We start from the raw sequence: 21,314 nt of genomic DNA, 5'->3' as shown, positions 1-21,314 counted from the left end.
TTGCGCAGGAATCGAGCGTCAAGCCTGCTCCAGTTCCGCTACCTCGCCGCCGGCCGCTTCCAGCAACCGCCGCTCCAGCGTTTGCAGCCGTGCCTTGCTCTCGATCTTCCCGGCCAGAAGGTCGGTCACATAGAAAGTATCCACGGCGCGCTCGCCATAGGTGGCGACATGCGCGCTGTGCACCGTCACCTTCGACTGGAACAGTGCATTGGCCAGGCTGAACAGCAGCGCCGGTCGATCCCGCGCATTGACCTCTATCACGGTGAAGCGGTTCGATGCCTTGTTGTCGATCAGCACATTGGGTTCGATGCGGAAGGCTTCCGCGCGCGTGCGGGGCAGCGGGCGCGCCTCCAGCTTGGTGATCATGCGGTGCCGATTGGCCAGCGAATCTTCGATCGCCTTGCGGATGCGCGTCAATTGATCGGGGCTGTGGAAGGCACCGCCCAGCGGGTCCTGCACCAGGAAATTGTCGATGGCCACGCCGTCCCGGGTCGTGTGGATGCGCGCGTCGATGATGTTTCCGCCCGCCAGATGGATGGCGCCAGCAATCCTATAGAACAGGCCCGGATGGTCGGCGGCATAGACCGTCACCAGCGTCGCGCCGCGCTGCGGATAATATTGCGCGGCGATGGATAGCGGGGAATCCCCCGCTTCCAGTATATGCTGCGCATTGTGGATGAGGATGTCCTCCGGCTCCGCGATCCAGTAGCTTTCCGGCAGGCGCTTGCGCAGCTTCTCGAAATCGGTTTCGGACAGGCCCAGTGCCTCGCGCAACGCCCGCTGCTTGGCGGTGACGCGCTCGCTGCGGCCCTTCTGCTTGTGGCCAAGGCGCAGCACTTCTTCGGCGGCCTCATAGAGGTCGCCCAGCAATTGCCGTTTCCAGCTGTTCCAGACACCAGGTCCGACGGCGCGGATATCGACCACCGTCAGGCACAGGAGCAGACGAAGCCGCTCCGGGCTTTGCACCACCTCGACAAAATCGAGGATGGTCTTGTAATCGGCCAGGTCGCGCTTGAAGGCGGTGGCCGACATCAGCAGATGGTGCAGCACCAGCCAGGATACGGTCTCAGTCTCTGCCGGAGTTAGCCCCAGGCGTGGGCAGAGATTCTCCGCCACCTGCGCACCCAATATGCTGTGGTCGCCGCCGCGCCCCTTGGCGATGTCGTGCAGCAGCACCGCAACATAGAGCACCCGGCGCGACACCAGCTTGCCCATCAGGTCCGCCGCCAGCGGATGATCCTGGTTCAGTTCGCCCTTTTCGATCCGCGCCAGCAGGCCGACGGCGCGGATCGTGTGTTCGTCCACCGTATAATGGTGGTACATGTCGAACTGCATCTGCGCCACGACGCGGCGGAAATCGGGGATGAAGCGACCGAAGACGGTCGACTCGTTCATCCAGCGCAGCACCGTTTCCGGATCACGGGGGGAGGTCAGCACCTCCATGAATGCGGCGTTGGCGCGGGGATCGCGGCGCACCTTGGCGGTGATCAGGCTGGCGTCGCGGCTGGCCGCGCGCATGGCGCTGGGATGGATGGCCAGGCCATGCTTGTCGGCCAGCGCGAAGATTTCCAGCAGCCGCACCGGATCGTCCTGAAAGAACTGGTCGTTGGGCAGCGCGAGCCGTCCGCGATCCAGAACGAAGCCGTCCAGCTTCTTCGGGCGGCGGAAGAAGCTGGGGATGTAGCGGCGGCCGCGCTCCGCCATCTGGTCGTCCAGATGGGCGAGGAATACGGCGGTCAAATCACCCACCGTCTTCGCGTTCAGGAAATAATAGCGCATGAATCGCTCGACGCCCGAACGCCCGGCGCGTCCCGTGAAATGCATGCGGGTCGCGGTCTCGAGTTGCAGGTCGAAGGTCAGCCGGTCCTCCGCCCGTCCCGTGATCATGTGCAAATGGCAGCGCACCGCCCAGAGGAAGTCCTCCGCCTTCTGGAACTGGCGCAGTTCGGCTTCGGTGAGCAGGCCGACATCGACCAGTTCCGCGACCGACTTCACCCGGTTTACATATTTGCCGATCCAGAACAGCGTGTGCAGATCGCGCAGCCCGCCCTTGCCTTCCTTCACATTGGGTTCGACCACATAGCGGCTGTCGCCCATGCGCTTGTGCCGCTCATCCCGCTCCTCCAGCTTTTCGGTGACGAAGGCGCGGGCGGTGCCCTGCATGATTTCGGTATCGAAGCGCTTGGCGGTTTCCTCGTACAGCAGGCGATCGCCCCAGATGTAGCGTGCCTCCAACAGGGCCGTGCGGACGGTCAGGTCCGCCTTCGCCATGCGCATGGTTTCGTCGATGGAGCGGCTGGAATGGCCGACCTTCAGCCCCAGGTCCCACAGCGAGTAGAGCATGGATTCGATGACCTGTTCGGTCCATCCGGTGGGCTTCCACGGGGTGATGAAGCCGATGTCAACATCGCTGTGCGGTGCCATCTCGCCCCGGCCGTAGCCGCCGACTGCGATCAGCACGATCCGCTCGCCGGTGCTGCGATTGCCGGCCGGGTAGAGATGATGGGTCGTCGCGTCGTAGAGCAGGCGCAGGATCTGATCGATCAGGAAGGCGAAAGCGGTTACCACCTCGCGCCCGCGAGTCGGCTTGTGTTCGAGGCGGCGGGCGACATCTTCGCGCCCGGCGTCCAGCGCCTCCCTCAACTCTTTCACGATCAGGCCGCGCAGCTTGATCTGGTCGCCCCGATGCTCCTGCGCCAGGGCGTTGATGCGATCGGAAATGGAGCGCCGGTCGATGATCGCGCGCCTCGAACCCAATTTTGGAAACTGCATGACCATAAGGCTTATCTAGTCTTCCTGCCCGGCCGCCGCCAGTTGCTTGAGCCGATAGAGATGATCGAGCGCCTCGCGGGGGGAGAGCGCATCGGCATCGATCGCGTCCAGTGCGGCGCGCAGCGCGTCGACCTTCTCCTCCGGCTGCGCCGTGGCGGCAGCGAAGAGGGGCAGGTCGTCCAGCCCCGCCGCAATGCCGCCGGTCCTGGCCTTGCCCGCTTCGAGGCGGGAGAGAACATCCTTGGCCCGCTTGAGAACCGCGGGAGGCAATCCGGCGAGCCGCGCCACCGCCAGGCCGTAGCTGCGATCCGCCGGTCCTGCCGCGACCTCATGCAGTAGCACCAGATCGCCCTTCCATTCCCGCGCCCGGACATGGTGCAGCGACAGCGAGGACAGCGTCTCGGCCAACCGGGTCAGTTCATGATAATGCGTCGCGAACAGGCAGCGGCAGCGATTGACCTCATGCACCGCCTCGACAACCGCCCAGGCCAATGCCAGCCCGTCATAGGTCGACGTGCCGCGCCCGACTTCATCCAGGATGACGAAGCTGTGTTCGGTCGCCTGCGCCAGGATGGCGGCGGTTTCGACCATCTCGACCATGAAGGTGGAGCGTCCCTTCGCCAGATTGTCCGACGCGCCGACGCGGCTGAAGAGGCGATCGACCAGCGTCATGGTCGCGGATGCGGCGGGGACATAGGCGCCCGCCTGCGCCAGGATGACGATGATCGCATTCTGCCGCAGGAAGGTCGACTTGCCGCCCATATTGGGACCAGTGACCAGCCAGAGCCGATCGCCTGACGACAGCCGGCAATCATTGGCGACGAAGGGCTGGCCCTCGCGGCGCAGTGCATCCTCGACCACGGGATGACGGCCGCCGACGATTTCCAGGCAGGGGCCTTCGCCATCCTGGGCGACGAAATGGGGCCGCTGCCAGCCGCCCTCCGCCGCGCGTTCGGCCAGCGCCGCAGCCACATCAAGCCGGGCAAGGACATCGGCCGCCCGCGCGATATCCGCCTTGCGGGCAAGGGTTGTTTCGATCAGTTCTTCCAGATGCGCGGCTTCGGCCACCAGGGCGTGAGCGCCGGCCTGCGCCACCCGGCTCGCCTGTTCGTGCAGGTCGACCGAATTGAAGCGCACCACGCCGGCAAGCGTCTGGCGATGGGTAAAGCCGCTGTCGGGCTGCATCAACTGATCCGCGGCGCGGGCGGGCACCTCGACATGATAGCCGAGCACGCCATTATGCCGGATCTTGAGCGAGGCGATGCCGGTCTGCTCGCGATATCGGGCCTCCAGCGCGGCGATGGCGCGGCGACCATCACCGGCAAGCCGGCGCAGCTCGTCCAGCGCCGGGTCATAGCCGTCCGCGATATAGCCGCCATTGGCGGTCTCGGTCGGCGGGCTGGGGACCAGCGCGCGGGACAGGCTGTCGACCAATGCGCCGTGCCCGTCCAGCGCGGGCAGCAATTGGGTCAGCAGCAGCGGTTGGTCGGGCAGGCGTCCCAAGCGCTCGCGCAACAGCCGCGCTTCGCCCAGCCCGTCGCGCAACTGGCCAAGATCGCGGGGACTGCCCCGGCCCATGGCGAGCCGGCCGAGCGCGCGCCCGATGTCCGGCAATGCGCGCAGGGCAACGCGCAACTGATCGCGCAACATGCTGTCGTCATGGAACAGTTGCACCAGGCCCAGCCGCGCCTCGATGGCGGCCTGATCCATCAGCGGCGCGGAAAGATTCTGCGCCAGCAACCGCGCGCCGGCGCCCGTGACCGTCCGGTCCACAGCGGCCAGCAGGCTGCCTGCCCGCGTGCCGCTCATGGTGGCGATGATCTCCAGGCTCTCGCGGGTCGCCGCATCGATGGCGACGTGGGCGCCGCTGGTCTTGCGCATGGGCGGCGCCAGGAAGGGAAGGGTGCCCTTGCCTGCATGATCCAGATAACCGAGCAGCCCGCCCATCGCCGCCAGTTCAGCGCGGCCGAACTGGCCGAAGCCATCCAGCGTGACAACGCCGAACAGGCGCTTCAGCGCCGCTTCGGCCCGGCTGCTGGAAAAGGCAGCCCGGTCGAACGGGTGGGAATCGGGCAGTTCCAGCCCCAGCCCATCCGGCAACACGATCTCGCTCGGCCGCAGCCGCGCCAGTTCGGCGGCCAGATCGGCCGCCCGCAAGGTCAGCGTCTCGAACCGTCCGGTCGAAATATCGGCGGCGGCCAGCCCATATTCCCCCGCCTCCTCGCCGCCGACCTGCGCCAGCGCGACCAGCATATTGTCCCGACGGCTGTCGAGCAGCGTCTCCTCCGTCAGGGTTCCGGCGGTCACATAACGGACGATGGCGCGCGCGACGAGGGACTTGGACCCCCGCGCCTTGGCCTCGGCAGGGGTTTCCGTCTGCTCCGCAATGGCGACGCGGTGGCCCGCCTTGATCAGCCGCGCGAGATAGGATTCCGCGCTGTGCACCGGCACGCCGCACATCGGGATCGGCGCGCCGCCATGCTCGCCACGGCTGGTCAGCGCGATGTCCAGCGTTGCCGCCGCCGCCTTCGCATCCTCGAAGAACAGTTCGAAAAAGTCACCCATGCGGTAGAAGAGCAGGCAATCCTGCGCTTCCGCCTTCAGCGCCAGATATTGCGCCATCATGGGCGTCGCTTGTTGCGTGGATGTGTCGATCGTTCGCGCCATGGCAATGCGGATAGCCGGAACGACAGGTTCAGGCCAGAGTTTCGGGAAACGGCAGGAAAATTGCGCTTCTCGCACTTGCCCACAAGATATTCTTGCCGCTAGGGCCTCCTCATTGTTGCATAGATAGGGGGCGCGCCGCCATGACCGAGAAGTCGAACGTCGAATTTTCAGAGCGGGAGGCGCTGTTCTTCCACTCGACGGGACGCCCCGGCAAGATCGAGATCATCGCGTCGAAACCGATGGCGACCCAGCGCGACCTGTCGCTCGCCTATTCGCCCGGCGTCGCCGTGCCGGTGCGCGCCATCGCGCAGGACCCGGCGACGGCCTATGACTATACCGCCAAGGGCAATCTGGTCGCGGTCATCTCCAACGGCACGGCGATCCTGGGCCTCGGCAATCTGGGCGCGCTGGCGTCCAAGCCGGTGATGGAGGGCAAGTCCGTCCTCTTCAAGCGCTTTGCCGACGTCGATTCCATCGACATCGAGCTCAAGACGGAGGATGTCGACAGGTTCATCGATGCGGTCGAACTGATGGAGCCGACCTTTGGCGGCATCAACCTGGAGGACATCAAGGCGCCGGAATGCTTCATCATCGAACAAACGCTCAAGGAGCGGATGAACATTCCGGTCTTCCATGACGACCAGCACGGCACGGCGATCATCGCGGCGGCGGGCGTCATCAACGCGGCGATGCTGACCGGGCGCGAGATGAAGGACATGAAGGTGGTGGTGAACGGCGCGGGCGCCGCGTCCATCTCCTGCACCGAACTGATCAAGGCGCTGGGCGTCCAGCATGACAATGTGATCATGTGCGACAGCAAGGGCGTGATCTATCAAGGCCGCACCGAGGGCATGAACCAGTGGAAGTCGGCCCATGCGGTGAAGACCGACGCCCGCACTTTGGCCGAAGCGGTGAAGGGTGCGGACGTGTTCCTGGGGCTCTCGGTCGCCGGGGCCGTGACGCAGGATATGGTGAAGTCCATGGCGGACAAGCCTATCATCTTCGCCATGGCCAATCCCGATCCGGAAATCCTGCCGCCGGACGCCAAGGCCGTGCGACCCGACGCCATTGTCGCCACCGGACGATCGGACTATCCGAACCAGGTCAACAATGTGCTGGGCTTCCCCTTCATCTTCCGGGGCGCGCTGGACGTGCGGGCAACCGGCATCAACGAGGCGATGAAGCTGGCCGCTGCCAAGGCGATCGCCGAACTGGCGCGCGAGCAGGTGCCGGAGGAAGTTGCCAAGGCCTATGGCCGTTCGCACAGCTTCGGACCGGATTACATCATTCCCGCACCCTTCGACCCCCGCCTGATGGAACTGGTGCCGGCCGCGGTCGCCCAGGCGGCGATGGAAACCGGCGTGGCGCAGCGTCCGATCGCGGACATGGCCGCCTATCGCCAGTCGCTCAAGGGACGGCTCAACCCGACGACCTCGGTGCTCACCACCGCTTATGAAGTTGCGAAGGCCAATCCCAAACGCGTCGTCTTTGCCGAGGCGGAAGAGGAAGTGGTGCTGCGCGCCGCGATCCAGTTCCGCGAACTGGGCTATGGCATTCCCGTGCTGGTCGGCCGCGCCAATGTCCATGACAAGCTCAGGGAACTGGGCGTGCAGGATCCGGAGAGCTTCGAACTGCACAACAGCGTCAATTCGCCGCTGGTGCCGGAAATGGTCGACACGCTCTACAAGCGGTTGCAGCGCCGCGGCTATCTGCGCCGCGATTGCGAGCGAATGGTGAACCGGGACCGCAACATCTTCGGATCGCTGCTGGTGAAGATGGGCCATGCCGACGCGATGATCACCGGCATGACCCGGCCCTTTGCCCAGACATTGCGCGAGGTGAAACGTGTGATGGATCCGGCGGCGGGCCGTACCCCCTTCGGCATCCATGTGCTGGTGACGAAGGACAAGACGGTGTTCCTGGCCGACACCACGGTCAATGAGCGTCCCTCGGCGCAGGAACTGGCCGATATTGCGGAGGGTACGGTCGCCGTCGCCCGCCGCATGGGCCATGATCCGCGTGTCGCCTTCCTGTCCTATTCCAACTTCGGCAACCCGCCGGGCAGTTTCCTCGACAATGTCCGGGACGCGATCAAGGCGCTGGAAGAGCGGAACGTCGACTTCGAATTCGAAGGTGAAATGACGGTCGACGCGGCGCTCAACCCGACGGTGATGAAGAACTATCCCTTCAGCCGCCTGTCGAGCCCGGCCAATATCCTGGTCATGCCGGGTCTTCAGTCCGCCAATATCTCTGCCAAGCTGTTGCGCGAACTGGGCGGCGCGACGATGATCGGGCCGATGCTGGTCGGCATGGACAAGTCGGTGCAGATCGCAACCATGGCGTCCAACGCCTCGGAATTGCTGACGCTGGCGGTGCTGGCTTCCGCCGGTGTGGCGGTCTGAGCCCCTTGCGGAACGGAATGGCGGGTAAAAAGGGAATAGGGGCCTGGTCCCTTTGAGGAAAAGGACAGGCGGCCTTGCCAGATGCGGCGAGGCTGCCTCCTTGCAGCCAGGGGAATGCAACCCGTTGCCTGCAGCCGCCGCATTGAATGGGCCAATGCCTCGATCAGGAAGATCTGGCGGTTGCAATCTCATTATGGGCCTGCAGATCGATCAAAGTTCTGCCCTTCGTCATAGTTTCATGCCGCGACGGCGCCAGACGAGCGTCGATGGATTGCAGCAATATCGCATAGCGGATGAATCAGGATCGCGCCGTGCTGATGCGCGCCATGGCGGCTTAAGATGGCGCTTCGAGGTTCCGGAAAAGGAAAACTCGTGAGCGTATCAGCGGGATTTGCTTGTCATGCCCCGCCAGGTTTAGAAGAGATGCGATGATGAAGATCAGTGTCGATATTTTCCTCCTCTGGGGTCAGTGCGGATGAGTGAAGCCATAGCGTTCGATAGTGGCACGTTCCGGCGCGTGCTGGGCCATTATCCGACCGGAGTCTGCGTTGTGACTGCGGTGTCAGGTGATGATGCGCCCACCGGCATGGTCGTCGGCTCCTTCACCTCCGTTTCGCTCGATCCCCCGCTGGTCGCCTTTTTCCCGGCCAAGAATTCGCAAAGTTGGCCCCGGATCGAAAAGGCGGGGAAATTCTGCGTCAATATCCTTGCCAGCGACCAGAAGCCGCTCTGCCAGCAATTCTCGGCCAAGGGCGCGAACGACAAGTTCGCTGGCGTGACGCATCGCGTTTCGGCCAATGGTTCGCCGATACTGGACGGGGTGGTGGCGTGGATCGATTGCGGGCTGGAAGCCGTGCATGAGGCCGGCGACCATTATATCGTGCTGGGCCGGGTCATTGCGCTGGAGGTGGAAACGCCCGGCAAGCCGCTGCTTTTCTTCCAGGGCGGCTATGGGGAATTCGCCCATCTGAGCTGATGGGCTGCTTGCTCTGTTACTCTTGGTCGTCGCCCTTTAGAAGATGGGCGACGATCTGCGTGCGGTTGGACGCGCCGTTCGCCGTCATGATGGCCCGTACATGCACTTTCACCGTGCTTTCGCTGATGTTCAACCGGTGGGCGATATCCTTGTTGGAGGCGCCTTGCGCCAGCAGGCGCAGCACGTCGCGTTGCCTTTTGGTCAGCAGTTTGAACCTGTCGACTGCCAGCGCAATCCGCTCGGTCAGACCGTCGGTCTTGTCTGGCGGGCGCAGGTGCAAGGCGGCGGCGATCGCGGCCGGATAGACGGAAAGCCCCTCCTTCAACAGGGAAAGCACCCGGTGCATGGTGACGATGCCGGTGCTGGATCGCAACAGCGCCTGCGCCCCGGCCGCAATCGCCGTCTGCATCAATGCTTCATTGCCATGGTCCGCGATGACCAGGATCGCGGCTGTCGGCCATAGCTGCCTCGCCTGCGCGATCTGCAGCGGCAGGGCCGCATTTTCCAGTTCGGATTCGCCGGTCTGGAGCAGGACGATGTCGGGTGGATCGTGGGTTTCCCAATCATCCAGGCTGGATTGCTGCAATATCCGGACGCCTGCCGCCTCCAGCGCGACGGCCATGCACGCGCGACGCAGCGGGCTCCCGTCCAGGATCAGCAAGGTGAGACGGGGCGGATCCTCTTTGATCATAACGCTTTCGAAACCAAAAGGAGACGATGGCGCCTCCTCCAGGGGCGGCAGGCGACTCATGCAGCCTTGCGGGTGAAGAGGTTACGGACGCGCTCTGCCAGGCTGGGCCGAATGGGGAAGCTGTCGGAATAATAAGCGGCAGATCCCATGTAGAACTGGACCGCGTCGCCATAACCGCGGCGGGCATGTTCCTCATAATCGACCTGGTTGAACACGGCGCCGACCACCTGATTGTTCACCATCTGGAGCGAGGCGCGCAACTGTTCGACCGTCGTATGTCCCCAGCGCACGACCATCAGCGTCGAATCCGCAAGGGAAGAGAGGGTGCGCGCGTCGCGTACGGCCAGGATGGCCGGCGCGTTGATGACGACCAGGTCGAAGCGTTCGCGCAGATCGTCCAGCAGTTGGCCGATCTGCCAGCCCTGAACGACGGCGGCCGGATTGCGGATCTGTTCCCGGGTGCTGAGAACGACGGGCATCAGCGCGACCGGCGCTGCACCCTTGGCCGCATCATGGTCGACATGGGGTTCGGCCTGGGGAATCAGGCGGCGGCTTTCACCGCTATGGGTCAGCACCTCGATCAGGTCGGGCGTGTCGGAACTGTCCTGGATCGAACGCAGGATGCTGGGTCCGGGGCGGCGCAGGTCGAGATCGACAACGATGGCGCGGCGCCCCATGGATGCGGCGGCTGCCGCCAGCGTCAGCGCGACGCTCGACTTGCCGTCGCCGGGCAGCGGCGATGTCACCAGCACCCGCTGGCTCGTCCCCTGATGCGGCAACTCCTCGATCTCGCTGGCAAGGTTGCGGGCGACTTCGGTGAACAGCGATTGCGGTTGCGTGATCACCGGATTGTCCTCGATCGTCGTGCCGATCGAATCCTCCAGCTTCGGCAGCATCGCCAGCGTCCGCAGAGCGAAGAGGCGGCGGAGTTGTTCGCCGCTGCGCAGCCGGTTGTCGAACATCTCGATCCCCAGCACGATCAGGAAAGCCAGGACGGAGGAGCCGACAAACGCAGCCAAGGCCATCTTCTTGGGTGCGGGCGCGACTGGCTGGAGCGGCACGGCGGCTGCAGAAACCATGGTGGAGTTGACGCCGGTGGTTTGCAATTCCGACTGCACCGTCTGGGCGCGCTGGGCCGTGGTCAGATAAGCCTGGCGCGCTACCTCAGCCCGACGGTCGAGGATGGAAAGGTCCACCAGATTGGCATTGTTGCGGAAAGCTGCGCCGGTCATGGCGTTGAGCTTCGCCTGCAACTGGCCTGCCCGGGCGGAGGCGGCACTTGCCTCCGCCAGCGCCATGGCCCGCTCGCGCCCGGCATCGGTGTCGTTTTTCGTCTGCTGGGTTGCGACGACGGCGCCGCGCTCCTGGATGAGAGCCCTTCCCACCTGGGCGATCTGCGCGGAGAGCGCCTGCATCTGCGGATGGTTTGCGCCCATCTGGACCGACATTTCGGAGCGTTGACGGATAAGGTCGTCATATTGCTTCGCCAGATTGTCGAGCGCAGGCGAGCTCGCGCCGGCCACCGTCCGCATGCTCGCGGCCCGGCTGACGCCGGCTGCCTGCGCCTGCATGGCGCTGCTCATCGCGGCGGTGGATGCTGCCTCCACGGCGATCCGGTTCATCTGCTGATAATCCTCCGCGCTCCCCGCGCCCATCGGCATCAGATGCTGCCGGCGGAAATCAGCGACGGCGCGTTCCGCCAGCTCAACCTCATGGGCGAGGCGCTTGGTCTCCTTGTCGAGCGCGGTGCTGAGGCCATCGCGCCATGTCTGGCGGCGTTGCGAGCGCATCTTCTGCAGGCTGTCGATGAAGCGATTGGCGATGCGCGCCGCCAGTTCGGCTTTTCGCGACTGAACGATGATGTCGATGAAGTCGGAATCGGTGGAGCTGACCACACGAGTGTTCTTCGTCAGCTGCACGGCGGCCTGCTGCACCGTCATCTGCACGCCATGGGTAAAGGCCGGGTTGCGGTTCAGGTTGAGGTCGCGCACCACTTGTTCCGCCAGCGCCTGCGATCGATACATGCGCGCCTCATTGGCGACGCGCTGCTGGTTGCGGGTGGCATCGGCCTGGTTGGAGCCGGTGGAATCGTTCAGCTCGACCTGCACGGTCGCCGTCGCCTCATAACGATTGGGCAGTTGCAACTGCACGATCAGCACGACCACGACGCACGCGCTGACGATGCTGGCCACCAGCTTCATATGGCGGCGGAGAAGAAACCAGATCTGGCGCGCCGACATCTGCTGCAACTCGAACGACAGGTCGCGCGGCTTTTCCGCTCCGCCGCCTGATGCGACGCCATCGACCAGAGTGAGCTGTGCAGACGCCATGATAGTCTCCCAATCGCATCGGGCGCGCAGACGCGCCCCGTCGTCAGGGCTGTCCCCAATGGAATCGATAGTGCGGGTTGCTGCGCAAGAGAGCAAAAGCGCATCGGGGACCGATGATGCGCATAGGTGCTAACCCTTCGGAACAGGATAGGGCCTCATGCTCCGGCTAGACATTTCTGATGTATGTCTGGCTATTCCGGATCGTCGATTTCGCGTCCTTGAACGAAAGTTGATCAAGGATAAGAACGCTCCGCACGAGGGGACCGGGACATGATTGCGGAGCATGCATATCAGGAACTGGAACCGGGCTCATTGGCCCGGCTGTTCAGTGCGGGCCATGTTGCGGTGCTTGTGCGCTGTCCCGACGTCCTCGCCGAATTGTGGCAGGGACTGCTGGAAAATCCGGATGAGCAGATGCCCTGGGAAGCGCCGCTGGTCGACATCGCCCGCAATTATCACGGCAGCGGCGACATCACGGCCAGCCTCGGCGATCTCTTCTATTTCCAGCCTGGGCATCACGGCTATATCGCTCGGAAAATGGCGTTATCGCGCGGGCAGGAAGAGGATCCTGTCACCATGCATCCCCCATCCTTCGTGCAGGGCAGGCGCCATTATGCGCCCGGTCCCGCGCTTCTGGACCAATGCTGGTCGATCGGCCGGCGGCTGATGATGGCGCTCGCGCCGGATGGCATGCCGCCCAGCGATATGCAGATCGTGGTACAGAGGCTGAAATATCAGGAAAGTGCAGGCGATTTCGACCGTCTGGGCGCGCTCGCCCGCAATTCGCTGGGGCGGTGGGGCCGGGCGGGCTGTGGCCTGGACGAAAGACGGTGGCAGGCGGCGGGCGTGCTCAGTCTGCGCGGGCTGTCTGACCTCTACGGGATGCTGGCCGATGCGCCGGGCGTGGGGCGGCTGCTCCGGCGGTTGAACCGGCTTTTTCTGCATGGCGACCGCCGCCGGGATATCGCGCCGGATCAAACGCTGATCGAGGGTGCGCATTTCGACCACCGCTATTTTTCGGCGCTTTGCGGCGAACGGTCGCAGATGCTGACACAGGTCTTTGCTGATGGACGATGGATCGATCTGCCGATCGACCGGGCGACGCTGGCGGTCTTTCCCGGCAGCATGGCTACGCAGGCCTATGGCGTGCGGCATGTGCTGCATCGCGTGCTGCATGTGGAGAAGCCGGGACAGGTCGGCGGCCGCAATCCTCGGACCGACAATGTGACGTTGCTGATCGGGGCAGCCTGATGGAGCACGGCCCGCTTAATGGCAGCAACTTGCCGGCCTATAGCTCCGGCAGGGGCTGAGGGCCCACCGGCCGCGCATAAATCAACGCCGCTGAGTCCGGCGCGGTCCTGCGGGGTACGTAGATGGTCGCCAGCGCGACCATCACCGGCATGATCCACATGCGCGAATACATATGTGGGTAGGACAGGGTGTAGATCAGGAACACCAGCACCACCGCCACCGCCATGGCGCCCTTGTCGCGGTTGACGCGCAGCCCGTTCACCGCCAGCAACCCGATCAGCCCCAGCAGCATGATCAGCCCGCAAAAGGCGATCGCTCCGCCCTCGTTCCAGATCAGCAGGAACAGGTTGTGCACCGGATTGTCATAGGCGCTGAGTTCGCGATAGCGGTCCACGCCCATGCCGATGACGGTATAGTCTTCGGCGAATCCCCAGGCTTCTTCCATGAGCTGCGAGCGGTTGAGGAATGTCCCCGCCTGATTGATGTCGCCGCTCTCCACCGCATTGCCGACGCGTTCCTGAAATGCCTTGGGCAACGGGGCGCCGCTGGCGAAGAAGAGCGCGGCGGCGACCCCGGCGGTCAGCCCCAGCCGGAAGATGTAGCGCACGCCCATCAGCAGCAATGTGGTGAAGATCGCCAGCAGCGAGGCCGAAAATCCGGTGAAGGACGCGCTCAGCATCAGGCCCCATAGCAGCAGGATCAGGCAGGCGACCCCGCCAAGGCCCCCGATCAGCCGGAAGCGCATCGAATAGAGCAGCATCGGGAGGGAGAAGGCGACGACCGCGCCATTGGGATTGGGCTGGCCCGCCATGGAACCCAGCCGCCCGTTGCCGGTGATGAAGCCGTCGCCGAGCCAGTGCAGGGTCTCGTGGAAGGTGAAAAAGAAGCTGGCCGTGATGCCCACCATTTCGGAACAGGTGATGCCCAGCATGAAGATCAGCGGCGCCTTGCGGATGGTGCCTTCCTCCTGCTGCATCAGCAGGATCGGAATGCACAGGAAGGCGACGGTATATTGCAGGGCGATGTTCACCCAACGCAGCGGATCGCCGTTGATGATGGACCCGATGAACAATCCGCCCAGCATCATCACCAGCCCAGCCAGCCAGAAGGGGGTGAGCGAGCGGAAAGGCGTGACGCTCAGCCGGCCGCGCAGGGCGGAAATGATGAAGCTGAGGAGGAAGAAGATATCGGAAAAGGTGAGGTTGATCTGGCCGACCCGCAACAGGCCCCAGCCGCTCAGGAAGATCGCGATCAGCAGGGAGGAACGCGCGATCCTGTCCCATGTCTGCTCATGCGCGGCCAGGATATTCGGCCTGGCGATCGCGGCGGACGCAGAAGGGGAAGGGCTGGCGAGAGTCGTCACGGTCCCGGAAGCTGCGCCTCGCGCCGCCGCCGCGCAAACGCCCTTCGGGGCAGGATGCAGGGCGATTCCAGCCAGCTCGCCTATCCGAATTTGCCGGAGGATCAGCCTTGTGATCCGTTGAAATGACCTCGCGACTGACGGGATAACGGCACCGAGCGCCGCCGGATCGGCAGGGCGTCTCGCGCGACAAGGATGACCTTGGTGACCGATGCGACACTGCCCCTGCGCAACAGCGAACCGCCCCCAAAGGCCGGGCAAGCCGCGATGTCCGCGTCGCCCGCTGCGCAGCAATCCGCCATCAAGCTGATCTATGTGGCCGGCTATGGACGCAGCGGGACGACCCTTCTGGACATCGCGCTGGGCGAGCATCCCATGATCATGGGCGCGGGCGAGGTGACCACACTGGCGCGGCATGTCTGGGAAAAGGGCGAATATTGCGCCTGCGGTGCGCAGGTGCGGGAATGCCCGCAATGGCAGGCGATCGTCGCGCGATGGACCCAGGGCGAACCCCAGGGCTTCCTGGACCGTTACCGTCGCGCGCAGGAACGGACGGAGACCCTGCTGGCGCCAGCGCGGCTGCTGCGGCTGCCGGGGTGGCGGGACCATGGGCGCCAGACGGTGAAATTGCTGCGCGGCATGGCATTGGCTTCGGGGCGGGCCGTGCTGGTCGATTCGTCCAAATTGCCGGGACGGGCCTTCGCGCTGGCGGCGATGCCTGGCATCGACCTGCACGTCGTGCATGTGGTGCGTGACGGGCGTGGCGTGGCCTGGTCGCTGATGAAAGGACACAGACGCAGCGTCGAGAAGGGGGTGCAACGCGACTTGCGGCCAAAACCCCTGCTCTACACCGCTCTGCGCTGGGCAATGGTGAACATCGCGGCCGAACTTCTCTGTCGCCGGGTCGGGGCGGAGCGCAGCATCCGCGTGCGTTACGAGGATTTTGTCGATGACCCGCGCCGCACGATCGGGCGGATCGTCGCGCTGGTGGGCGAAGCGCCGCATCTACCGGCAACCGATCTTGCCCCCTTCACGCCGCAGCATCAGGTCGCGGGTAGCCGCCATCGCATGCAGAAGGCACTCACGATCAGGGGCGACGACAAGTGGAAGAGGGAGATGCCGGGCTGGAAGCAGCGGCTGTTCACCCTGTTCTGTGCGCCCTTGCTGCGGCGCTATGGCTACGCCTTGCGCAGTGGGGATGTCTTATGAGGCGGCGACTGACCGGGATGCTGCTGACCATCCTGATTGCGGGCTGTTCGGGTGCGGGCAGCGAGTCGCAGGCGCAGCCGGTAAAGGGCGAGCCGGCTTTTCCGGGCGCGGTGGGCTATGGCGCTGCGGCCAAAGGAGGGCGCGGCGGGCGGATCATCGCCGTCGACACCCTGGCCGACAGCGGGCCAGGCTCCCTGCGCGCCTGCATCGATGCCACCGGACCCCGCGTCTGCATATTCCGGGTAAGCGGAACCATCCGCTTCACCAGCCGGCCGCCGGTCATCGCCAACCCCTATCTCACCATAGCCGGCCAGACCGCCTCGGGCGGGGGTATCGTCATTGCACATGCTGGCGGCGAGGAAGGCCGCACCCCGATCCTCATCAAGAACACGCACGACATCGTCATCCGTCATGTCCGCGTGCGCAACGACCGCACCGGCACCCACCGCGGGTCGGAAGACAGTTTCACCATCGAAAACAGCCGTCAGGTCATCGTCGATCATGTGAGCGCAAGCTGGGCACGAGACGAACTGATCAACGGCTATGGCGACAATGACTGGATCACCATCAGCCATTCGATCTTTGCCGAGGGCATTCCGCGACACGACAAATGCGCCCTGCTGGCGAGCGATCCCAAGGGGCCGCAGCATCTGAGCTTCATTGGCAATATCTGCGCCCATAATGGCGACCGCAATCCCGACCTCAACTTTCCGCCAGGTTCCTGCGCGGAGGTGATCAACAATATCCTTTATAACGGCCAGTCGGAATTTGCCGAAATCTGGGAAAGTTTCGGCGGCGTGCCCGTCTCCCTGATCGGCAACAATTTCATTGCGGGGAAGAACACCCGGCCGGACACCGTCGGCGTTGCGCGCAATCTCATGGGGTCGAAGGGAAGGGCGAGGGTCTATCTGGCCGACAATCGCTTCGACGGCGACTTCGTTCATCTGTCGCCGCAGTTGAAGGAGGCGGAGGTGGACAGGCCGCCTTGCCCGCCGACCATCGCCGCCGAACCGGCGGATGCGGCCTATAAGGCGGTGCTGACCGAGGCTGGCGCCTTTCCCCGCGACCCGTTCGACAGGCGGATCGTCAAGCAGGTGCGAGAGCGCAAGGGGCATATCGTGAAGCAGCCCGGCATGATCGACGAACCGGGGCCGGGGACGCCCTATGCCGATGCCGACGGGGACGGCATGGACGACAGGTGGGAGGCGGAGCACGGCGCCGATCCCCGCAAGGCCGATCCCTGGGCCGATGCCGATGGCGACGGGCTGGCCAATCTCGACCAGTTTCTCGACCAGCGCGCGCGCGAACTGATGGACGCGGCGGCGCCATGAACGCGCCTTCGCCCACCCTGCAACCGGCAGTCGCGGCACAGGATGATCGGCTGCGCATCTGCTTCCCCTTCTCCGGCGACAGCATCGGCGGCAGCCATATTTCGGTGCGCGGGCTGATGGAGCATCTGGATCGGGCGCTATATCGTCCGGTGGTGGTGACCGAGGTGCCGGGCGGCATGATCGCCAATTTCTTCGCCGGGCATGAGCAGATGGACGATCCGGGTGCCCAGCGGCTGTTCGTGCCGGGCGAGGCCTTCACCGCCCGCAAATTCGCCCGGACGTTGACCGGCGTTCTACCTCGCGCCCGCTTCCTGCGGCGAAACCGGATCGACATCGTTCACGTCAATGACGGGCGGAGCAGCGCGAACTGGGCCCTGGCGGCGCGACTGGCCGGAGCTAAGCTGATCTGGCACCATCGCGGCGATCCCGGAGCGCTGGGATTGCGTCTGCTCGCGCCGGCGCTGGCGCATCGGGTGCTGGCGGTATCGTCCTTCGCCTTGCCGCCCGCCGGTCTCTGGTCGGCACGGAAGCGCGCCTCGGTGGTCCACAGTCCCTTCGACACGACGCTGGAGGTGGACCGGAGCAAGGCGCGCGAGGCGCTGATCCGCGAACTGGGGGTACCGCACGACACGCTGCTGCTGGGCTATTTCGGCGCTTTCGTACCGAGGAAGCGGCCCCTGCTTTTCGTCGACATGATCGCCCGGATGGGGGAGATCAGCCCGCGCCCCGTCATGGGCCTGATGTTCGGGCAGGCGCGGGTGCCCGCCATGGACATCGCCCTGCGCAAGCGGATTGCGGCGACTGGCGTGGAGGACCGGGTGAAGCTGATGGGCTATCGCACGCCCGGACCCTTCTGGATCGCGGCCTGCGATCGGCTTGTCGTGCCTGCCGTGGGCGAGCCGTTCGGGCGCACGCTGGTGGAGGCGATGCTGGTCGGCACGCCCATCGTCGCCGCCCGATCCGGTGGTAATGTGGAGGCGCTGGAAGGCGGCATCGGCCTGCTTGTCGAACCGGACGATGCCGATGCGCTGGCGCGGGCCTGCATCGAGGGGAGCGACGCCGATGCCATGGCCCTGCGCGCGCAGGTCAATGCCCGCGCCCGCTTCAGCGAAGCGGCCCATTGCGCGCAGGTCAGCGCCATCTACAAAGCGTTGCGGCCATGATCGCGGTGGTGAGGCGGCATTTCCTGTGGGCGGCGCTGTTCAGCGCGCTCGCCAATCTGCTGTTCCTGGCGCCGACGCTCTACATGCTGCAAATCTATGACCGGGTGGTGCCGACGCGGGGCGGGACGACGCTGGCCTTCCTGACGCTGGCGCTGCTGCTGGCCTATGCCACCCTGTCGCTGCTGGAATATATCCGTTCGCGCATATTGGTGCGGGCGAGCATCGGGCTGGACCGCCGGCTGGCGCGGACGCTGATTGCAGCGACCCTGCGGCAACAGCCTGCCGACCGGGCCGGCCGTCGAAGTCGCCAGCCGATCCGCGAATGCGACCAGCTTCGCCAGACGCTGACCGGCCCGGCCATGTTCGCGCTGTTCGATGCTCCCTGGACGCCAATCTATATTCTGGTCTGCGCGCTCATCCACCCGCTGATCGGCTTGATGGCGCTGCTGGGCAGCCTGGTGCTGGTCGCCGTCGCCTGGACGAGCGACCGGGCAACGCACCAGCCCCTGTTCCGCGCCAATGCCGCGGCGAACCTGTCCTACAGCAGTCAGGAACAGACGATGCAGGGGGCCGAAGCAGTGCGCGCGCTGGGAATGCAGGGCGCGATGGTGCGACGGCATCTGGCCGAGCGGGAGGATATGCTCGCCTGGCAGGCAGAAGCCAGCTTCGCCGCCAGCAGCCGCATGGCGGCCAGCCGTTTTCTGCGCAACATGTTGCAATCCGGGGCGCTGGGACTGGGCGCGCTGCTGGCCATAGACGGGCAGATTTCGGGCGGCGCGATCTTTGCCTCCTCCTTCCTGCTGGGCCGGGCGGTGGCGCCGGTCGACCAGCTTGTGGGAAGCTGGCGCAGCATAATCGCGGCGCGGGCATCCCATGGGGAGATCATGGCCTGGATCGACGGCGCGCTGGACGATGTGCCGCAAACCGGCCTGCCCCGTCCAAAGGGCAGGGTCGACGTGGAGCGCGTGACCATAGAGGATCCGCATTCGCAGCGGCTGATCCTCAACAACCTGTCCTTTGCGATCGGCCCCGGCGAGATGGTCGCGGTGATTGGCGCCAGCGGCGCGGGAAAATCGACCCTGGTGCGGCTGGTGGCGGGCGCCATCGCCTGCGACCAGGGCGAAATCCGGATCGACGGGGCTGAGCGGTCGCAATGGGATGGCGACGCGCTGGCCGTGCATGTCGGCTACATGCCGCAGCAGCTTTCCCTCTTTGCGGGGTCGATCCGCGACAATATCGCGCGCTTTGCAGATCCCGACATGGACGACCGCATCGATGCGGACGTCATCGCGGCGGCGCAGGCATGTGGCGCGCATGAGATGGTCCTGCGCCTGCCTCAGGGCTATGACACGATGCTGGGCTGGGGCGGGATGGGCCTGTCCATGGGCCAGACGCAACGCATCGCGCTGGCCCGCGCCCTGTTCCGCGATCCGGCCGTACTGATCCTGGACGAACCCAATGCGCATCTCGACTCTGACGGCGAAGCGCAACTGGTCGCCGCGCTGGCCAAGGCGAAGGCGCGAGGGGCGGCGATCATGGTGACTGCGCATCGCACCGGCCTGCTGGGTCCGGCGGACCGGATCCTGGTGCTGGACAATGGTCGCATGCGAATGAGCGGGCCGCGCGATCAGGTGCTGGGCGCATTGACCCGGCCCCGCCCCGCGCCGGTCGCGGGAGTGGGCTGATGCTGATGCGAACGACGCAGCCCCTGTTATTGCCTTCGCCGGATGGGCGGTCCGCGGTGGCGGCCGATCCCAGATCAGAGATACGGGGCGGGCTGGCGGTGGCCGCCGCCTTCTTCCTGCTGTTTCTGGGATGGGCGGCCTTCGCCCGACTGGACGCCGCGGCGCTGGCGCCTGGGCGCACGACCGTGGCAGGCCAGAGGCAGAGCGTACAACATCGTGACGGCGGCATCGTTGCGGCCATATTGGTCAAGGAAGGCCAGGCAGTCCGGCAGGGCGAGGTGCTGATCCGGCTCGCCGCGCCCGCCGTCGCCGCGCAGGAACGGGTGCTGGCTTCCCAGGCGATCTGGCTGATCGCGCAACGCGCCCGCCTGCGCGCCGAACAGGCCGGAACCGGCATGGAGGTGCCGGTAGAGTTCCGCAATCTGACGGGGGACGACCGCGCCGATGCGCAGGCCGCCCTGCGGGCGCAGCGGGCGCAGATGGCTGCACGGTCGGCGCTGCTCAGCACGCAGCAGGGCGTGGCGATGCATGAGGGGAGTCAGGCGGGGTCCCAAGCGGTGGGCTATCGTGAACAGGTCGCGTCGGTGATCGAGCAGGAGCGGCTCATCACCGACGAGTTGGACAGCCTGCGCACCGTGGCGGAGAAGGGCTTTGTCAGCAAGACGCGCATCCGGGCGCTCGAGCGGGCGAAGGCGGATCTGGTCGGCCAGCAAGGCCGTCTGCGCGCGGCGCGCGACAGTGCCGCCAACATGGTGGGCGAGGCGCGGCTGAAGGCGTTGGAGGCGAAGCAGAATCTGCAGGAAAAGGTCACTTCCGACCTGCGCGATACCGAAGCGCTGTTGGGTGATGTGCTGCCGAAATGGAGTGCTGCGCGGGACGAACTGGCCCGGACGCAGGTCCGCGCGCCAGTGAGCGGGACGGTCGTTGGCCTCAGCGTGCACACTATCGGCGGGGTTATCGCGGCCGGGCAGACGTTGATGGACATCGTGCCGCGCGCTTCCGCCGTGGTGATCGAGGCCCGCTTTTCTCCGACCGACGTCGACGATCTGGCGGTGGGGCAAAAGGCGGAGATCCGCTTCGCCGGCTTTCCTGGACGCAGTCTGCCGATCATCGAGGGCAAGCTGACGCGCCTGTCCGCCGACAGCTTCGTAGAGGAGAAAACGGGCATCGCCTATTTTCTGGGGGAGGTGACGATCGCGCCTGATCAGATTGCGCTGATCCGCGATTATCGCGAAGGGGATTTTGCGATGAAGCCGGGCATGCCGGTGGAGGTGGTCGTACCGCTGCGGCGGCGAACGGCGCTGCAATATATGATCGACCCGCTCACCGATACGATGTGGCGGTCCTTCCGGGAGCAATAGGAGCCATTCCTACACCCATTGGCGCACTCCCGAAGACGTAGGCGCTATCCCTAAGACCCCACCGCCCCGGCACGGTTTCCCGCTAAGGAATCCAGACCTTTCACAAGGACGCTGGA

13 protein-coding genes are annotated in these 21,314 nt (G+C 65.2%); 8 read left to right on the top strand and 5 right to left on the bottom strand.

Annotated elements, in window-relative coordinates; genetic code table 11:
* Positions 1 to 18 precede the first annotated feature (18 nt).
* Complete coding sequence (locus MRBLMC3_RS07235) at positions 19 to 2,778, bottom strand: [protein-PII] uridylyltransferase (RefSeq protein WP_363827172.1); 2,760 nt, start codon at positions 2,776 to 2,778, stop codon at positions 19 to 21.
* Between the two features lie 9 nt (positions 2,779 to 2,787).
* The gene (gene mutS, locus MRBLMC3_RS07230) at positions 2,788 to 5,439 is read right to left on the bottom strand and encodes a DNA mismatch repair protein MutS (protein ID WP_363827169.1); all 2,652 of its coding nucleotides are present in this window, start codon (positions 5,437 to 5,439) and stop codon (positions 2,788 to 2,790) included.
* A gap of 140 nt (positions 5,440 to 5,579) precedes the next feature.
* Here mutS and MRBLMC3_RS07225 point away from each other — a divergent pair, with 140 nt between their 5' ends.
* Together MRBLMC3_RS07225 and MRBLMC3_RS07220 are read left to right on the top strand one after the other, a co-directional pair.
* On the top strand, positions 5,580 to 7,841 hold the full coding sequence (locus tag MRBLMC3_RS07225) for an NADP-dependent malic enzyme (RefSeq protein ID WP_363739668.1): 2,262 nt from the start codon (positions 5,580 to 5,582) through the stop codon (positions 7,839 to 7,841).
* 475 nt (positions 7,842 to 8,316) lie between these two features.
* A complete protein-coding gene (locus MRBLMC3_RS07220) occupies positions 8,317 to 8,817 on the top strand; it encodes a flavin reductase family protein (RefSeq protein ID WP_363739666.1) in 501 nt (166 codons plus the stop codon).
* 16 nt (positions 8,818 to 8,833) lie between these two features.
* On the opposite strand, the gene MRBLMC3_RS07215 is transcribed toward MRBLMC3_RS07220, so the two are convergent.
* Positions 8,834 to 9,508 carry a response regulator transcription factor gene (locus MRBLMC3_RS07215; protein WP_363739665.1) on the bottom strand — a complete coding sequence of 225 codons (675 nt, stop codon included), beginning with the start codon at positions 9,506 to 9,508 and terminating at the stop codon, positions 8,834 to 8,836.
* A gap of 56 nt (positions 9,509 to 9,564) precedes the next feature.
* Positions 9,565 to 11,838, bottom strand: coding sequence for a GumC family protein (locus MRBLMC3_RS07210; protein ID WP_363739663.1), 2,274 nt, complete (start codon positions 11,836 to 11,838; stop codon positions 9,565 to 9,567).
* A 270-nt stretch (positions 11,839 to 12,108) separates the two neighbouring features.
* Between MRBLMC3_RS07210 and MRBLMC3_RS07205 the strand changes: the two genes are divergently transcribed.
* On the top strand, positions 12,109 to 13,089 hold the full coding sequence (locus MRBLMC3_RS07205; RefSeq protein ID WP_363739662.1) for a 2OG-Fe(II) oxygenase family protein: 981 nt from the start codon (positions 12,109 to 12,111) through the stop codon (positions 13,087 to 13,089).
* A 37-nt stretch (positions 13,090 to 13,126) separates the two neighbouring features.
* Here MRBLMC3_RS07205 and MRBLMC3_RS07200 read toward each other — a convergent pair whose 3' ends face one another.
* On the bottom strand, positions 13,127 to 14,452 hold the full coding sequence (locus tag MRBLMC3_RS07200) for an O-antigen ligase family protein (RefSeq protein WP_363827167.1): 1,326 nt from the start codon (positions 14,450 to 14,452) through the stop codon (positions 13,127 to 13,129).
* Between the two features lie 201 nt (positions 14,453 to 14,653).
* Between MRBLMC3_RS07200 and MRBLMC3_RS07195 the strand changes: the two genes are divergently transcribed.
* Genes MRBLMC3_RS07195 through MRBLMC3_RS07175 form a run of 5 tightly spaced genes read left to right on the top strand, consistent with a single transcriptional unit; the run spans position 14,654 to position 21,198 of the window.
* The gene (locus MRBLMC3_RS07195) at positions 14,654 to 15,658 is read left to right on the top strand and encodes a sulfotransferase family protein (protein WP_363827164.1); all 1,005 of its coding nucleotides are present in this window, start codon (positions 14,654 to 14,656) and stop codon (positions 15,656 to 15,658) included.
* Positions 15,655 to 16,989: a pectate lyase family protein gene (locus MRBLMC3_RS07190; RefSeq protein ID WP_363827161.1), complete on the top strand. Its 1,335-nt coding sequence runs from the start codon at positions 15,655 to 15,657 to the stop codon at positions 16,987 to 16,989. The genes MRBLMC3_RS07195 and MRBLMC3_RS07190 overlap by 4 nt, the downstream gene beginning before the upstream one ends.
* The gene (locus MRBLMC3_RS07185; protein WP_363827159.1) at positions 16,986 to 18,152 is read left to right on the top strand and encodes a glycosyltransferase family 4 protein; all 1,167 of its coding nucleotides are present in this window, start codon (positions 16,986 to 16,988) and stop codon (positions 18,150 to 18,152) included. Before MRBLMC3_RS07190 ends, MRBLMC3_RS07185 begins: the two co-directional genes overlap by 4 nt.
* A complete protein-coding gene (locus tag MRBLMC3_RS07180) occupies positions 18,149 to 19,837 on the top strand; it encodes a type I secretion system permease/ATPase (RefSeq protein ID WP_363827156.1) in 1,689 nt (562 codons plus the stop codon). Before MRBLMC3_RS07185 ends, MRBLMC3_RS07180 begins: the two co-directional genes overlap by 4 nt.
* Positions 19,837 to 21,198 (top strand): HlyD family type I secretion periplasmic adaptor subunit, encoded by a 1,362-nt coding sequence (locus MRBLMC3_RS07175; RefSeq protein ID WP_363827154.1) that lies wholly within the window; start codon positions 19,837 to 19,839, stop codon positions 21,196 to 21,198. Before MRBLMC3_RS07180 ends, MRBLMC3_RS07175 begins: the two co-directional genes overlap by 1 nt.
* Positions 21,199 to 21,314: the final 116 nt, after the last annotated feature.

It is taken from the genome of Sphingobium sp. LMC3-1-1.1, assembly GCF_040676285.1.
Classification (GTDB): domain Bacteria; phylum Pseudomonadota; class Alphaproteobacteria; order Sphingomonadales; family Sphingomonadaceae; genus Sphingobium.
Note: the sequence above shows the minus strand (reverse complement) of the source record. Positions and strands in the feature narration are given on the sequence as shown.

Excerpts from the sequence above, each read along its gene's own strand:
- MRBLMC3_RS07235 (WP_363827172.1), bottom strand. The coding sequence starts at position 2,778 with ATGGTCATGCAGTTTCCAAAATTGGGTTCGAGGCGCGCGATCATCGAC.
- mutS (WP_363827169.1), bottom strand. The coding sequence starts at position 5,439 with ATGGCGCGAACGATCGACACATCCACGCAACAAGCGACGCCCATGATG.
- MRBLMC3_RS07225 (WP_363739668.1), top strand. The coding sequence starts at position 5,580 with ATGACCGAGAAGTCGAACGTCGAATTTTCAGAGCGGGAGGCGCTGTTC.
- MRBLMC3_RS07220 (WP_363739666.1), top strand. The coding sequence starts at position 8,317 with ATGAGTGAAGCCATAGCGTTCGATAGTGGCACGTTCCGGCGCGTGCTG.
- MRBLMC3_RS07215 (WP_363739665.1), bottom strand. The coding sequence starts at position 9,508 with ATGATCAAAGAGGATCCGCCCCGTCTCACCTTGCTGATCCTGGACGGG.
- MRBLMC3_RS07210 (WP_363739663.1), bottom strand. The coding sequence starts at position 11,838 with ATGGCGTCTGCACAGCTCACTCTGGTCGATGGCGTCGCATCAGGCGGC.
- MRBLMC3_RS07205 (WP_363739662.1), top strand. The coding sequence starts at position 12,109 with ATGATTGCGGAGCATGCATATCAGGAACTGGAACCGGGCTCATTGGCC.
- MRBLMC3_RS07190 (WP_363827161.1), top strand. The coding sequence starts at position 15,655 with ATGAGGCGGCGACTGACCGGGATGCTGCTGACCATCCTGATTGCGGGC.
- MRBLMC3_RS07185 (WP_363827159.1), top strand. The coding sequence starts at position 16,986 with ATGAACGCGCCTTCGCCCACCCTGCAACCGGCAGTCGCGGCACAGGAT.
- MRBLMC3_RS07180 (WP_363827156.1), top strand. The coding sequence starts at position 18,149 with ATGATCGCGGTGGTGAGGCGGCATTTCCTGTGGGCGGCGCTGTTCAGC.
- MRBLMC3_RS07175 (WP_363827154.1), top strand. The coding sequence starts at position 19,837 with ATGCTGATGCGAACGACGCAGCCCCTGTTATTGCCTTCGCCGGATGGG.